At 68.1% G+C, this 13,937-nt stretch carries 13 protein-coding genes and 1 tRNA gene; 8 read left to right on the top strand and 6 right to left on the bottom strand.

Translation table 11 applies throughout. The features are described from left to right. The first annotated feature begins 536 nt into the window (after nt 1-536). The 5 genes from AAT21_RS04555 to AAT21_RS04535 all read left to right on the top strand — a co-directional run bounded on the left by AAT21_RS04555 (nt 537) and on the right by AAT21_RS04535 (nt 6,319). Nucleotides 537-1,769, top strand: a complete 1,233-nt coding sequence (locus tag AAT21_RS04555; protein WP_046775343.1) for a branched-chain amino acid ABC transporter substrate-binding protein — start codon at nt 537-539, stop codon at nt 1,767-1,769. Nucleotides 1,770-1,885: 116 nt separating this feature from the next. Beyond that, nucleotides 1,886-2,818: a branched-chain amino acid ABC transporter permease gene (locus AAT21_RS04550; RefSeq protein ID WP_046775342.1), complete on the top strand. Its 933-nt coding sequence runs from the start codon at nt 1,886-1,888 to the stop codon at nt 2,816-2,818. Between the two features lie 5 nt (nt 2,819-2,823). Continuing rightward, a complete protein-coding gene (locus tag AAT21_RS04545; protein ID WP_046775341.1) occupies nt 2,824-4,554 on the top strand; it encodes a branched-chain amino acid ABC transporter permease in 1,731 nt (576 codons plus the stop codon). Between the two features lie 5 nt (nt 4,555-4,559). Further along, nucleotides 4,560-5,606 carry an ABC transporter ATP-binding protein gene (locus AAT21_RS04540; protein ID WP_046775607.1) on the top strand — a complete coding sequence of 349 codons (1,047 nt, stop codon included), beginning with the start codon at nt 4,560-4,562 and terminating at the stop codon, nt 5,604-5,606. Further along, nucleotides 5,603-6,319 (top strand): ABC transporter ATP-binding protein, encoded by a 717-nt coding sequence (locus AAT21_RS04535; protein ID WP_046775340.1) that lies wholly within the window; start codon nt 5,603-5,605, stop codon nt 6,317-6,319. The genes AAT21_RS04540 and AAT21_RS04535 overlap by 4 nt, the downstream gene beginning before the upstream one ends. Before the next feature lie 72 nt (nt 6,320-6,391). Here the strand turns inward: AAT21_RS04535 and AAT21_RS04530 are convergent, their stop codons facing one another. Next, complete coding sequence (locus tag AAT21_RS04530) at nt 6,392-7,018, bottom strand: ANTAR domain-containing response regulator (RefSeq protein WP_046775606.1); 627 nt, start codon at nt 7,016-7,018, stop codon at nt 6,392-6,394. A gap of 126 nt (nt 7,019-7,144) precedes the next feature. On the opposite strand from AAT21_RS04530, the gene AAT21_RS04525 reads away from it, so the two are divergent. Together AAT21_RS04525 and AAT21_RS04520 are read left to right on the top strand one after the other, a co-directional pair. Then, nucleotides 7,145-7,217: transfer RNA gene (locus AAT21_RS04525), tRNA-Leu, on the top strand. 111 nt (nt 7,218-7,328) lie between these two features. Continuing rightward, nucleotides 7,329-8,093, top strand: a complete 765-nt coding sequence (locus tag AAT21_RS04520; RefSeq protein WP_412180295.1) for a helix-turn-helix domain-containing protein — start codon at nt 7,329-7,331, stop codon at nt 8,091-8,093. On the opposite strand, the gene AAT21_RS04515 is transcribed toward AAT21_RS04520, so the two are convergent. The 4 genes from AAT21_RS04515 to AAT21_RS04500 all read right to left on the bottom strand — a co-directional run bounded on the left by AAT21_RS04515 (nt 8,090) and on the right by AAT21_RS04500 (nt 11,599). Further along, on the bottom strand, nt 8,090-8,674 hold the full coding sequence (locus tag AAT21_RS04515; RefSeq protein WP_046775338.1) for a GNAT family N-acetyltransferase: 585 nt from the start codon (nt 8,672-8,674) through the stop codon (nt 8,090-8,092). The genes AAT21_RS04520 and AAT21_RS04515 overlap by 4 nt on opposite strands. Before the next feature lie 50 nt (nt 8,675-8,724). Then, nucleotides 8,725-9,183, bottom strand: a complete 459-nt coding sequence (locus AAT21_RS04510) for a MarR family winged helix-turn-helix transcriptional regulator (protein ID WP_046775337.1) — start codon at nt 9,181-9,183, stop codon at nt 8,725-8,727. A gap of 102 nt (nt 9,184-9,285) precedes the next feature. Continuing rightward, on the bottom strand, nt 9,286-10,713 hold the full coding sequence (gene pyk / locus AAT21_RS04505) for a pyruvate kinase (RefSeq protein ID WP_046775336.1): 1,428 nt from the start codon (nt 10,711-10,713) through the stop codon (nt 9,286-9,288). Nucleotides 10,714-10,873: 160 nt separating this feature from the next. Continuing rightward, nucleotides 10,874-11,599 (bottom strand): SIMPL domain-containing protein, encoded by a 726-nt coding sequence (locus AAT21_RS04500; protein WP_046775335.1) that lies wholly within the window; start codon nt 11,597-11,599, stop codon nt 10,874-10,876. Between the two features lie 126 nt (nt 11,600-11,725). Between AAT21_RS04500 and AAT21_RS04495 the strand changes: the two genes are divergently transcribed. Further along, nucleotides 11,726-13,534 (top strand): bifunctional metallophosphatase/5'-nucleotidase, encoded by a 1,809-nt coding sequence (locus AAT21_RS04495; RefSeq protein ID WP_046775334.1) that lies wholly within the window; start codon nt 11,726-11,728, stop codon nt 13,532-13,534. 62 nt (nt 13,535-13,596) lie between these two features. On the opposite strand, the gene AAT21_RS38300 is transcribed toward AAT21_RS04495, so the two are convergent. Next, nucleotides 13,597-13,937 (bottom strand): hypothetical protein (locus tag AAT21_RS38300; protein WP_200904324.1); only part of this gene is annotated, 341 nt, incomplete at its 5' end.

Genomic DNA, 13,937 nt, shown 5'->3' with positions numbered 1-13,937 from the left:
CGTCACCGCATTCCGTGCAGGCTGTCCGCCTTCCGGGCAGATGCCTCCGCACGGCCGAACCGCAGGTGAGGGGCCTTTCCCCCACCCACCCAAGATCCTTCACAGTCCCGGCACACCGCCCCAATCATCACGCTGCGTAATGCCCAGGGCGGCTCGAATCCGCCTTTTCCCTCGGGAATGACCACCCGGAGGATTCTTTTGGACACACGCAGCCACATTCGGCTCAATTTGATCTAAGACAGGAGCATGAAGGGCTCAAGCCCCTTAGAGGAACTGCGAATTCTCACGATGCGGACGATCTCCGGGGTATCTAAATGTCCGGTTTGTTCAAACTCCCACCACACATTCTTGGCCTTGGCATAACAAGAGCGTCACATCCTCCTTTCCCGCCTCCCGGTGCTCACCACCTCGGCCCTAGAGTCACGGCCAGTCACCGCGCCGCAGGGCGCGAATCAGCACGGCCGTGGACCTCTCCAGTGCGGCCCGGCGACCCAACGGCACCTCGACAGAGGGCTGCGCCAGGGAAAGGAAGAATCGTGCGACACCGTTCTTTGCTCATCCTCACCACCGTGATCACCACGGGAGCACTGACCCTCACCGCTTGCGGATCGCGCGACGGAGGCTCCAAGGACAACAGCGGCGGCAAGAAGACCGTCGTCGTCATCGGCGTCGACGCCCCGCTCACCGGATCCCTCTCCGCTCTCGGTCAGGGCATCAAGAACTCCGTGGACCTCGCGGCCAAGACGGCCAACAAGAACAACGAGGTCCCGGGCATCGAGTTCAAGGTCGAGGCCCTCGACGACCAGGCCGTCCCGGCCTCCGGTCAGGCCAACGCCACCAAGCTCGTCGGCAACAAGGACGTCCTCGGCGTCGTCGGCCCCCTGAACTCGGGCGTCGCCCAGCAGATGCAGGGCGTCTTCGCCTCCGCCAAGCTGGCCCAGGTCTCCCCCGCCAACACCAACCCCGCGCTCAGCCAGGGCGACAACTGGGGCAAGGGCGAGTTCAAGCGCGGCTTCGACACCTACTTCCGCACCGCCGCCACCGACGTGGTCCAGGGCAAGTTCGCCGCCCAGTACCTCTTCAAGGACGCCGGCAAGAAGAAGGTCTTCATCGTCGACGACAAGCAGACCTACGGCGCCGGCCTCGCCGCCATCTTCGCCGACGAGTTCAAGAAGCTCGGCGGCGAGGTCGTCGGCACCGACCACGTCACCGTGAAGGAGACCGACTTCTCCTCCACCGCCGACAAGGTCAAGTCCTCCGGCGCCGACTCCGTCTACTTCGGCGGCCAGTACCCCGAGGGCGGCCTGCTCGCCGACCAGATCAAGAAGACCGGCGCCAACGTCCCGCTCATGGGCGGCGACGGCATCCAGGACCCCGCCTTCATCAGCGCCTCCGGTGAGCCCAACGAGGGCGACCTCGCCACCTCCATCGGCTACCCGGTCGAGAAGCTCGACACCGCCAAGAAGTTCATCGAGGACTACAAGGCCGAGGGCTACAAGGACCCGTACGCCGCCTACGGTGGCTACTCCTACGACGCCGGCTGGGCCGTCATCCAGGCCGTCAAGGCCGTCGCCGCCGCCAACAACGGCAAGCTCCCCACCGACGCCCGCGCCAAGGTCGTCGAGGCTCTCGGCAAGGTGTCCTTCGAGGGCGTGACCGGCAAGGTCGCCTTCGACCAGTACGGCGACACCACCAACAAGCAGCTCACCGTCTACAAGGTCGAGGGCGGCAAGTGGGTCGACGTCAAGAGCGACACCTTCAACCAGTAATCCGTAACACCCAGCGCCACCCGTAACACCCGCAACACCTGAACCAACGCCGCGCGAGGGCGCAAACAGTGCCCTCGCGCGGAGTCTTATCCGACACGCTCATCGGAGGCCCTGCGGTGCACGAACTGCCGCAACAGCTGGCCAATGGCCTGGCCCTCGGTGCTCTCTATGGCCTCATCGCCATCGGGTACACCATGGTCTACGGCATCGTCCAGCTCATCAACTTCGCCCACGGCGAGATCTTCATGATCGGCGGCTTCGGCGCGCTCACCGCCTACGCCATCCTCCCGACCGGCACCAGCCTGCTGATCGCGATACCCGTCATGATCATCGGCGGCGCCATCTGCTCCGTCGCCGTGGCATGCGCAGCCGAACGCTTCGCCTACCGCCCCCTGCGCAGCGCTCCCAGGCTCGCACCCCTCATCACCGCAATCGGCCTCTCGATCGCGCTCCAGCAGCTCGTCTGGCAGTTCTACCCGGACGCCAAGAAGGCCGTCAGCTTCCCCGAGTTCACGGGCCCCGCCTTCAAGATCACCGAAAACCTCGCGATCCAGCGTGCGGACCTCTTCGTCCTCATCCTCGCCCCGCTCTGCATGCTCGCCCTCGGCGTCTTCGTCCAGAAGAGCCGCAGCGGCCGCGCCATGCAGGCCACCGCGCAGGACCCCGACACCGCCAAGCTGATGGGCATCAACACCGACCGCATCATCGTCATGGCCTTCGCCATCGGTGCCGCGTTCGCCGCCGTCGCCGCCGTCGCCTACGGCGTCGACAAGGGCCAGATCAACTTCGAGATGGGCTTCATCCTCGGCCTCAAGGCCTTCACCGCAGCCGTCCTCGGCGGCATCGGCAACATCTACGGAGCCATGGTCGGCGGCGTCGTCCTCGGCCTCGCCGAAGCCCTCTCGATCGCCTACATCGAAGAGATCCCCGGCATGCAGCAGCTCGGCGGCGGAGCCTGGTCCAACGTCTGGGCCTTCGTTCTCCTCATCGTCGTCCTCCTCGTGCGGCCCCAAGGCCTGCTCGGCCAGCGCGTCACGGATCGGGCGTGAGAACCATGACCACAGACACCACCCCGCAGACGCAGACGCAGACCGCGAAGACGGCACCCGCACCCGCCGCGCTCCTCTACGCGATCATCGGTGGCAGCCTCCTCACCATCGTCAGCGCCTTCCTCGCCTGGACGTGGACCGCCGACTTCCCCGGCGACCTCACCTTCTACGGCAGCCCCGCCGACCTGCAGTACATCACCCTGGCCGGCGCCGCCCTCACCCTCGTCCACGCGCTCTCCGCGCTCGGCGTCAAGGGCTTCGGCTGGCTCACCCCCGCCGGCTCCCGCAAGGCCATCTGGTTCCTCGCCCTCGGCAACGCCGCAGCCACCTGGTTCACGGTCATCGCGATCACCGTCGTCCTCGGCGGCGTGATCAACCTCGAACCCGGCGCCTACGTCGCCCTCGTCGGCTCCCTCGTCCCGGCCCTCGCCGCGTACAAGCTCCCCGACGACAGCCGCAAGGTCACCCCGGCCAAGAGCACGCTGCCCAACTGGGCCGAAATCCTCATCATCACCGGCGTCTTCGCCCTCGGCCTCTTCGTCATCACCTTCGGCATCGACACCGATGACAAGGAACCCCAGCTCTTCGTCGCCTACCTGATCACGGTCGGCCTCGCGGCCCTCGCCCTGAACAAGTCGGGCCTCCTCGCCCGCTTCTCGGTCCTCACCGCGAACAACCGCCAGGTCACCCTCCTCGGCACCGCGGCCGCCGCGATCGCCTTCCCGTTCATCCAGCAGAGCGGCGACACCTACACGCTGATCGCGGTCAACATCCTGATCTTCGCGACCGTCGCCCTCGGCCTGAACATCGTCGTCGGCCTCGCCGGCCTCCTCGACCTCGGATACGTCGCCTTCCTCGGCGTCGGCGCCTACGCCGCCGCCCTGGTCTCCGGCAGCACCGCCTCCGCCTTCGGCATCCACCTCCCCTTCTGGGCAGCGGTCATCGTCGGCGCCATCGTCTCGCTCGTCTTCGGCGTGGTCATCGGTGCACCGACCCTCCGCCTGCGCGGCGACTACCTCGCCATCGTCACCCTCGGCTTCGGAGAAATCTTCCGCATCGCCATGGGCAACCTCGACGGCACCTCCGGCCCCGACGTCACCAACGGCCCGAACGGCATCCCGAACATCCCCCACCTCGAAATCTTCGGGTGGAACTTCGGCGAGTCCCACATCGTCGCCGGCATCGAACTCGGCGCCTACGCCAACTACTACTTCCTGATGCTGCTGGTGATGGCCCTGGTCGTCCTGGTCTTCGCCCGCGCAGGCAACAGCCGCATCGGCCGCGCCTGGGTCGCCATCCGCGAGGACGAGACCGCCGCCGAAGCCATGGGCATCAACGGCTTCAAGGTCAAGCTCATCGCCTTCGCCCTCGGCGCCACCCTCGCCGGCCTCGCCGGCACCGTCCAGGCACACGTCAACACCACGGTCGTCCCCGAGAACTACGTCTTCGCCGGGCCCGTCCCGCCGAACTCCGCGTTCCTCCTCGCCGCCGTCATCCTCGGCGGCATGGGCACCATCCGCGGCCCCATCCTCGGCGCCGCACTCCTCTTCCTGATCCCGGCGAAGCTGGCCTTCCTCCAGGACTACCAGCTCCTCGCCTTCGGCATCGCCCTCATCCTGCTCATGCGCTTCCGCCCTGAAGGCCTCATCGCCAACAAGCGCGCGCAGCTCGAGTTCCACGACGACACCGCTGACCAGGCCCCCAAGGACCTGGCCACCGCCAAGGCGGGGGCGTGAACAACATGACGACCACCACGGACACCACCACCACGACCACCACGAAGACCACGGTCCTCGAAGCCAAGGGCGTCACCATGCGCTTCGGCGGCCTCACCGCCGTCAAGGGCGTCGACCTCCAGGTCAACGCAGGCGAGATCGTCGGACTCATCGGCCCCAACGGCGCCGGCAAGACCACCTTCTTCAACTGCCTCACCGGGCTGTACGTCCCCACCGAGGGCTCCGTCAGCTACAAGGGCAAGGTCCTCCCGCCCAAGCCCCACCGGGTCACCGAGGCCGGCATCGCCCGCACCTTCCAGAACATCCGGCTCTTCCACAACATGACCGTGCTGGAGAACGTCCTCGTCGGACGCCACACCCGCACGAAGGAAGGCCTCTGGTCCGCCCTGCTGCGCGGCCCCGGCTTCAAGAAGGCCGAAGCCGCCAGCGAGGCACGCGCCATGGAACTCCTCGAGTTCATCGGCCTGGAGCACAAGGCCGACCACCTCGCGAAGAACCTCCCCTACGGCGAGCAGCGCAAGCTGGAGATCGCCCGCGCCCTTGCCAGCGACCCCGGCCTCATCCTCCTGGACGAGCCCACCGCCGGCATGAACCCGCAGGAGACCCGCGCCGCCGAAGAGCTCATCTTCGCGATCCGGGACATGGGCATCGCCGTACTCGTCATCGAGCACGACATGCGCTTCATCTTCAACCTGTGCGACCGCGTCGCCTGTCTCGTCCAGGGCGAGAAGCTCATCGAAGGCACCGCCTCCGAAGTCCAGGGCGACGAGCGCGTCATCGCGGCCTACCTCGGCACCCCCTTCGAGGGCGAGCCGGGCGCGGCGGAGATCGCCGAGGTCGAGGCCGCCGAGGCCCACGCCGAGGCCGCGGCCGAGGCGGAGGCCGAGCCCGAGCCCGAGGCCGACGCGGCCGCCGAGACCGAGGCGGAAGCCGCGGACGACGACGAGGCCCCCGCGGCCGACTCCGACGACGCACCGGCCGCGGACGCCGAGGCCGAGGCCGACGCGGACAGCACCACCGGCACCACCAGCACGGAAGGAGAGGCCAAGTGACCGCACTGCTCAAGGTCGAGGACCTCAAGGTCGCCTACGGCAAGATCGAAGCCGTCAAGGGAATCTCCTTCGAGGTCAACGAAGGTGAAATCGTCTGCCTCGTCGGCACCAACGGCGCCGGCAAGACGACCACCCTGCGCACCCTCTCCGGGCTCCTGAAGCCCACCGCGGGCAGCGTCACCTTCGACGGCCAGCCCCTCGTCGGTGTCCCCGCCCACAAGATCGTCGCCCTGAAGCTGGCGCACTCCCCCGAGGGCCGCCACATCTTCCCCCGGCTGACGATCGAGGAGAACCTCCAGCTCGGCGCCTTCCTCCGCAGCGACAAGGACGGCATCGAGAAGGACATCCAGCGCGCCTACGACCTCTTCCCCATCCTGGGCGAGCGTCGCAAGCAGGCCGCCGGCACCCTCTCGGGCGGTGAGCAGCAGATGCTCGCCATGGGCCGCGCGCTCATGTGCCAGCCGAAGCTCCTCATGCTGGACGAGCCCTCCATGGGCCTCTCCCCGCTGATGATGCAGAAGATCATGTCGACCATCTCCGAGCTCAAGGCCTCGGGCATGACGATCCTCCTCGTCGAGCAGAACGCCCAGGCGGCGCTCTCCCTCGCCGACCAGGCGCACGTCATGGAGATCGGCAAGATCGTCCTCTCCGGCACCGGCCAGGACCTCCTCCACAACGAGGACGTCCGCAAGGCCTACCTCGGCGAGGACTGACACAACGTGTGAGGCCCGCCTCCCTCGGGGGAGGCGGGCCTCACGCATGTTCCGGGAAGCCCGGGACGGGAACTACTTCCCGCTCTCCTTCTTCTTCGCCTCGGCGTCCTCGATGACCACCTCGGCGACCTGCTGCATGGACATCCGGCGGTCCATGGACGACTTCTGGATCCAGCGGAAGGCCGCCGGCTCGGTCAGCCCGTACTGCGTCTGCAGGATGCTCTTCGCCCGGTCGACCAGCTTGCGGGTCTCCAGCCGCTGCGAGAGGTCGGCGACCTCCTGCTCCAGCGCGCGCAGCTCGGCGAACCGGGACACGGCCATCTCGATGGCCGGCACCACGTCGCTCTTGCTGAACGGCTTCACCAGGTACGCCATGGCCCCGGCGTCCCGGGCCCGCTCGACGAGGTCGCGCTGCGAGAACGCCGTCAGCATCAGGACGGGGGCGATGGACTCCTGGGCGATCTTCTCGGCGGCGGAGATCCCGTCCAGGACGGGCATCTTCACGTCGAGGATGACCAGGTCGGGCCGGTGCTCGCGGGCGAGCTCGACGGCCGTCTGCCCGTCGCCGGCCTCGCCGACGACGGAGTAGCCCTCTTCTTCGAGCATCTCTTTGAGGTCGAGACGGATGAGCGCCTCGTCCTCGGCGATGACGACCCGGGTCGTCATCGGCGGAACGTGCGACTGGTCGGCGTCGGGCATGGGCGTCGACTCGTGCTCGGCGGTCACGGGGGCTCCTTGTTGCAAGGCGATTCAGCTCCCCCGAGCCTACCTAGCTCCTGTATGTTTGTGACACGGAGGGTCTTCTGTATCCTTCATTTCGAAGGGGCCCCGGTAGCCCAGCGGCAGAGGCCATGGATTCAAAACCCATTCAGCGTCGGTTCGAATCCGACCCGGGGCACTTCTCCTTCGATTTCAAGGTCGCCAAGCGAATTTCGCGATCTTCACTCGTCGCAGTGAACGAAACTTCGAATTGCGACCGACCGGCCGAATGTCGGCAAAGCTCCCGTACGTGGAGCACAATCCCGCGATACGCGAAGAAGCAGTCCTTCTGCTGCGCAGAGGTGTGACCAACAGGGTCGTGGCCGAGCACCTGGGCATCCCCCGAGGAACAGTCGGCTGGTGGCGACACGAGGACCGCAGACAGCGCGGCGAGGTGTACGTCCAACCCACCGATTGTCCGCGCTGCACGACTCGGGAATTGGACCGCCCCGCCTACGCCTACCTCCTGGGCCTGTACCTCGGAGACGGCCACATCATCTCCAAGTACAAGCAGCACCACCTGTCCATCTTCTGCAACGCGTCACAGCCGGGGCTCATCGACGCAGCGGAAGAAGCCATGCACCGGGTCATGCCCCAGCCGAAGGTGGGCCGGCGCCGGCAGCACGGCTGCGTCGAAGTCAAGTCGTACACATGGCACTGGACGTGCCTGTTCCCGCAGCACGGGCCCGGGAAGAAGCACGAGCGGCGGATCGTCCTCGAAGACTGGCAGCAGGAGATCGTCGACGCCCACCCGTGGGAGTTCCTCCGGGGGCTGATCCACTCCGACGGGTGTCGGGTCACCAACTGGACCGTGCGCAACGGCAAGCGTTACGAGTACCCGCGGTACTTCTTCACCAACAAGTCCGACGACATCCGGAAGCTCTGCACCGACACCCTCGCGAAGGTCGGCGTCCGGTGGACCGTCCTCGCGCGCGGCAGCGACCCCTTCAACGTCTCCATCGCCCGCAAGGACTGCGTAGCCCTCATGGACGCCCACATCGGGCCGAAGTACTAGGGGCCCGGTTCCGGGTCGGTGGCGAGGCGGGCGTGGAGGTGTTCGTCGTGGTGGCGGCCGTCGCCGAAGAGGTGGGACTCGCGCAGGACGCCCTCGGGGAGGTAGCCGCAGCGGTGGGCGACGCGGCAGGAGGCCTCGTTGCCGGCGGCGTGGGCGAGTTCGATCCGGCGGGCGCCGCCCGTGCGGAAGCCCCAGGTGGTGACCGCCCTGGTGGCGCGGGTGGCGAGGCCGCGACCGCGGGCGTCCGGCAGGAACCAGTAGCCGATCATGGCCAGGCCGTCGGCGCGGTCGACCCAGCGGAGGTTGACGGTGCCGAGCAGGGCGCCGTCGGTGGCGGCCAGTACCGCGAAGGCCGCGCCCGCGCCCCGGTCCCAGCCGTCCTCGCGGGCGTCGAGCCAGGCGCGGGCGGCTTCGTGGTCGGCGGCCGGGAGGGGGTTCCAGAGGGCGATCGCCGGGTCGGCCGCGGCGGCGACGAGGTCGTCGAGGAGTTCCGGTCCGGCGGGCTTGCGGCCCCAGGGGTGGAGCTGCGCGTCGCCGAGGTCGAGCGTGGTGCGGGCGAAGGTCCGTATGGAGGTGCTCATGCCGCCCTTCCTACTGGGCGGCCGGGGCCTGCCGCCAGCCCTTTCTTCGGCTACGGCAGGTCGCCGTCGCCGCCGAGGTTGGCGACGATGCGGCGCAGGACGTCGATCGTGGTGGCGTATGCGGCGTCGTCGATGCCTTCTCGCAGCCTCGTGTGGACCTTGGCGTTGCGGTCGTGGGCGCGGAGGCGTCCGGCCTCGCCCGCCTCGGTCAGGGTGAGGCCGTCGGTGGTCTCGGTGAGCCAGCCGCGGGCTGCGAGGTCGTCGTAGACGGTGTCGAAGTCGGTGTGCTGGTCGTCGTACGGGGTGAGCTTCGCGGTGAGGGCGGGGCGGGTCCAGTGGCCCGGGGCGCCGGCGACGTGGTTGAGGGTCCACCAGTGGGGTTGGGTGAGGTGTTCCTCGGCGAGGGCGGTGCGGAGGCCTGCGATGACGAGGCCGGCGGCCGTGCGGCTCCAGTGGCCGATGGGCTGGGCGGCGAGTTGTTCGCGGGAGTACTGCCGGGTGGTGGTCATGTGGGTGACCGTAGGACCTCAAGTGGACTTGGGGTCAAGGGGTGTCGCGCCGGCGTCGCGCCGGGCCGTTCGGTGGGCCCGGCGCGGTGGTGGGTGTGGGGGTCAGCGGACGGGGTCGCCGATGTGGTGGATGCGGACGAGGTTGGTGGAGCCGCTGACGCCGGGGGGTGAGCCGGCGGTGATGACGACGGTGTCGCCGGTCACGCAGCGGCCGATGCGCAAGAGTTCTTCTTCGACCTGGGCGACCATGGCGTCGGTGGAGTCGACGTGGGGGCCGAGGAAGGTTTCGACGCCCCAGGTGAGGTTGAGCTGGGAGCGGGTGGCGGGGTCGGGGGTGAAGGCGAGGAGGGGGATGGGTGAGCGGTAGCGGGAGAGTCGGCGGACGGTGTCGCCGCTCTGGGTGAAGGCGATGAGGAACTTGGCGTCGAGGAAGTCGCCCATTTCGGCGGCGGCGCGGGCGACGGCTCCGCCTTGGGTGCGGGGCTTGTTGCGGTCGGTGAGGGGCGGGAGGCCCTTGGCGAGGATGTCCTCTTCGGCGGCTTCGACGATGCGGGACATGGTGCGGACGGTTTCGACGGGGTATTTGCCGACGCTGGTCTCGCCGGAGAGCATGACGGCGTCGGTGCCGTCGATGACGGCGTTGGCGACGTCGGAGGCTTCGGCGCGGGTGGGGCGGGAGTTGTCGATCATCGAGTCGAGCATCTGGGTGGCGACGATGACGGGTTTGGCGTTGCGCTTGGCAAGTTTGATGGCGCGCTTCTGGACGATCGGGACGTGTTCCAGGGGCATTTCGACGCCGAGGTCGCCGCGGGCGACCATGATGCCGTCGAACGCGGCGACGATGTCGTCGATGTTGTCGACGGCCTGGGGCTTTTCGATCTTGGCGATGACGGGGAGGCGGCGGCCTTCTTCGTCCATGATGCGGTGGACGTCTTCGATGTCGCGGCCGCTGCGGACGAAGGAGAGGGCGATGACGTCGGCGCCGGTGCGCAGGGCCCAGCGGAGGTCTTCGATGTCCTTGTCGGAGAGGGCGGGGACGGAGACGGCTACGCCGGGGAGGTTGAGGCCTTTGTGGTCGGAGACCATGCCGCCTTCGATGACCCGGGTGTGGACGTGGGGTCCGTCGACGTGGGTGACTTCGAGGGTGACGCGGCCGTCGTCGACGAGGATGCGTTCGCCGGTGGTGACGTCTGCGGCGAGTCCTTTGTAGGTGGTGCCGCAGGTGTGGCGGTCGCCGGGGTGGTCTTCGACGGTGATGGTGAAGTCGTCGCCGCGTTCAAGGAGTACGGGGCCTTCGTGGAAGCGGCCGAGGCGGATCTTCGGGCCTTGAAGGTCGGCGAGGATGCCGACGCTGCGGCCGGTCTCGTCGGAGGCCTTGCGTACGCGTTGGTAGCGCTCCTCGTGTTCGGCGTAGGTGCCGTGGCTGAGGTTGAGTCGGGCGATGTCCATTCCGGCTTCGACCAGTGCTTTGATCTGGTCGTATGAGTCGGTGGCGGGGCCCAGGGTACATACGATTTTCGCTCGGCGCATGGGGCGAGCCTATTCCCCTACCAACGGGTAGGTAATCGCTTCCTGGTGTCCTCTCAACAACCAATGGGCAAAAGGTTGTTGACAATTGTTGAATGTGCGTGGGGGTGCTCTGATGAGCACCCCCGGGGCCCGTTTTATCCGCGTTTCCGAGTTCCGCGTTTCAGAGTTGGGGCGGGGTCATGGTGAAGCGTGCGTTCACCTGGGCGTAGACGGTCTGGCGCTGGGGTTCGAGGTCGAGCGGCGGGGGGCCGGCGTCCTCGGTGGCGGTGCTGAAGGCCATGGTGCGCATGCCGGATCCGCCGGGGGCCTGGGGGAAGGGGGCGGCGTTCTCGGCTCCGAGGTCGGCGAGTTCGACGAGGGCGGAGAGGCGGGCGCCGAGGGCTTCGGCGTATTCGCGGGCGCGCTGGACGGCTTCGAGTACGGCTTGCCGGCGGGCTTCGCCGTGGGCGGGTGAGGTGGGGCGCAGGGCCCACCAGGGGCCGTCGACCTGGGTGAGTTCGAGGTCGGCGAGGCGGGTGGTGAGTTCGCCGAGGGTGGTGAAGTCGCTGAGTTCGGCGGTGATGTGGACTCGGCCGTGGTAGGCGCGGACGCGTTCGGCGCGGCCGTGGCGGGTGAGTTCGGGGGTGATGGAGAGGGCGCCGGTTTCGAGTTTCTCGACGGGGTCGCCGTAGCTTTTGATGAGGTCGAGGACGGTGTTGTTGCGGCGGGTGAGGTCTTCGAGTGCCGTGCGGCGGTCGGTGCCGCGGGCGTTGACGGTGATGCCGATGCGGGCGATCTCGGGGTCGACTTCGAGGCGGGCTTCGCCGCGGACTGCTACGCGGGGTACTTCGGGGGTGCCGTAGGGCTGGTGGGATGCGTGCGGTGTGTGCGCTGCGTCCTGGGTCATGGATTCACTCTCGCACTGTCGCCCGTTCGGGTGTGGTCACCGGATCGAAACCTGGCGGGGGTGTTGCGGCTTGTTACTGCTGGGTCAGAATCTACGCGCGTTGTTCAGCCGTAAGAGGGAGATGGCATGGCGTTCGACCGCAGGACTTTCATAGGGACCACGGCCGCGACGGGGGCGGCCGTGGCGCTGGCGGGGGCCGCGAGCACACCGGCTTCGGCAGCCGCCGGGGTGCAGGATGCGAAGGCGAAGGGGCCGCGGACGTACGCGTTCACGGTGATGGGGACGACCGACCTGCACGGGAACGTCTTCAACTGGGACTACTTCACGGACAAGGAGTTCGACGACAAGGCGCACAACGACGTCGGTCTGGCGAAGATCTCGACGCTGGTGGAGCAGGTGCGGGCGGAGAAGGGGCGGCGCAACACGCTGCTGATCGACGCGGGTGACACCATCCAGGGCACGCAGCTGTCGTACTACTACGCGAAGGTCGATCCGATCACGGCGCGGCGTGGTCCGGTGCACCCGATGGCGCAGGCGATGAACGCGATCGGTTATGACGCGGCGGCGTTGGGGAACCACGAGTTCAATTACGGCATTCCGGTGCTGCGGAAGTTCGAGGAGCAGTGCGACTTCCCGTTGCTGGGGGCGAACGCGCTGGATGCGAAGACGCTGAAGCCGGCGTTCGCGCCGTACAGCATGCACAAGCTGCGCACGCCCTGCGGTCGGGACGTGAAGGTGGCGGTGCTGGGGCTGACGAACCCGGGCATCGCGCTGTGGGACAAGGCGAACGTGCAGGGGAAGATGACGTTCCCGGGGCTGGAGGAGCAGGCGGCGAAGTATGTGCCGCGGCTGCGGTCGATGGGTGCGGACGTGGTGATCGTGTCGGCGCACTCGGGGTCGAGCGGTACGTCGTCCTACGGTGACCAGCTGCCGTACATCGAGAACGCGGCGGCGCTGGTGGCGGAGCAGGTGCCGGGGATCGACGCGATCCTGGTGGGTCACGCGCACACGGAGATCTCCGAGTACCGGGTGAAGAACAAGGCGACCGGCAAGGACGTGGTGCTGTCGGAGCCGCTGAAGTGGGGGCAGCGGCTGACGCTGTTCGACTTCGAGCTGGTGTGGGAGAAGGGCCGCTGGTCGGTGGCGAAGGTCGCGGCGAAGGTGCTGAACTCGAACACGGTGGCGGAGGACGCGAAGATCACGCGGCTGCTGTCGGACGAGCACCGCAAGGTCGTGGCGTACGTGAACCAGGTGATCGGTACCTCGACTCAGGCGATGTCCTCGGCGGAGGGTCCGGTCAAGGACGTGCCGATCATCGATCTGATCAACCATGTGCAGGCGGAGACGGTGAAGGCGGCGCTGGCGGGTACCGAGTGGGCGGCGCTGCCGGTGCTGTCGCAGGCTTCGTGCTTCTCGCGGACGGCGGCGATCCCGGCCGGGCAGGTGACGATCCGGGATGCGGCGGGTCTGTACCCGTTCGAGAACACGATGGAGGCGCGGCTGCTGACGGGGGCGCAGCTGAAGGAGTATCTGGAGTACTCGGCGCGGTACTTCGTGCGGACGGCGCCGGGTGATGCGGTGGATCCGGCGAAGCTGACGAACGCCGAGTCGATTCCGGACTACAACTACGACGCGGTGTACGGGCTGGCGTACGACATCGACATCGCGCAGCCGGCGGGTTCGCGGATCTCGGGGTTGTCCTTCGGGGGGAAGGCGGTGGATCCGGCGGCGCAGTTCGTGCTGGCGGTGAACAACTACCGGGCGTCGGGTGGCGGGAACTTCCCCCATGTGCCGCAGGCGAAGCAGTTGTGGTCGAACTCGGACGAGATCCGCAACACGATCATCCAGTGGGTGAAGGCGAAGGGGACGATCGACCCGGCGCAGTTCGCCTCGGTGGACTGGCGGCTGACGCGGGCGGGCGTGCCGGTGTTCTAGTTCGCCCTCGCGCGTGACGGGGCCGGTGCCCGCGGCGGCGGGCACCGGCCCCGCGCGTGTTTTCAGGTGTCGGTGTGGACGAGGTGGGCGGGGACGGCGGCGTCGAGGGCGGCGATGAGGCGTTCGCCGCGGGCGACGTGGTCCGGGTGGATGTGCAGGTCGCAGCCGCAGCCGGTGAGGACGACGCGGCCGGGGCCTTCGTGGCGGACGAGGGCGATCTCGTCGTAGCGGATGTCGTGTTCGTCGCGGTTGCCGTCGCTCACGACCAGGCCCCAGGAGGTGAGGAGGTATTCGCCGCTTTCGTCGCGGGGGGTGATGAGGCGGCGCAGGGGGTTCTTGCGGAAGCGGGTGCCGGCGGGGCGGGGGGTGGCGGGGTGCTCGCCGTGGGAGCGCCAGCAGGTGG

Source organism: Streptomyces yangpuensis (assembly GCF_001005295.1).
In the GTDB taxonomy this organism is placed as follows: domain Bacteria; phylum Actinomycetota; class Actinomycetes; order Streptomycetales; family Streptomycetaceae; genus Streptomyces; species Streptomyces yangpuensis.
Note: the sequence above shows the minus strand (reverse complement) of the source record. Positions and strands in the feature narration are given on the sequence as shown.

What these genes read in the sequence shown, in the direction of transcription:
- AAT21_RS04530 (WP_046775606.1), bottom strand. Translation starts at nt 7,018, where the DNA reads ATGCCCGACGCCGACCAGTCGCACGTTCCGCCGATGACGACCCGGGTC.
- AAT21_RS04545 (WP_046775341.1), top strand. Translation starts at nt 2,824, where the DNA reads ATGACCACAGACACCACCCCGCAGACGCAGACGCAGACCGCGAAGACG.
- AAT21_RS04540 (WP_046775607.1), top strand. Translation starts at nt 4,560, where the DNA reads ATGACGACCACCACGGACACCACCACCACGACCACCACGAAGACCACG.
- AAT21_RS04515 (WP_046775338.1), bottom strand. Translation starts at nt 8,674, where the DNA reads ATGAGCACCTCCATACGGACCTTCGCCCGCACCACGCTCGACCTCGGC.
- AAT21_RS04495 (WP_046775334.1), top strand. Translation starts at nt 11,726, where the DNA reads ATGGCGTTCGACCGCAGGACTTTCATAGGGACCACGGCCGCGACGGGG.
- AAT21_RS04510 (WP_046775337.1), bottom strand. Translation starts at nt 9,183, where the DNA reads ATGACCACCACCCGGCAGTACTCCCGCGAACAACTCGCCGCCCAGCCC.
- AAT21_RS04500 (WP_046775335.1), bottom strand. Translation starts at nt 11,599, where the DNA reads ATGACCCAGGACGCAGCGCACACACCGCACGCATCCCACCAGCCCTAC.
- pyk (WP_046775336.1), bottom strand. Translation starts at nt 10,713, where the DNA reads ATGCGCCGAGCGAAAATCGTATGTACCCTGGGCCCCGCCACCGACTCA.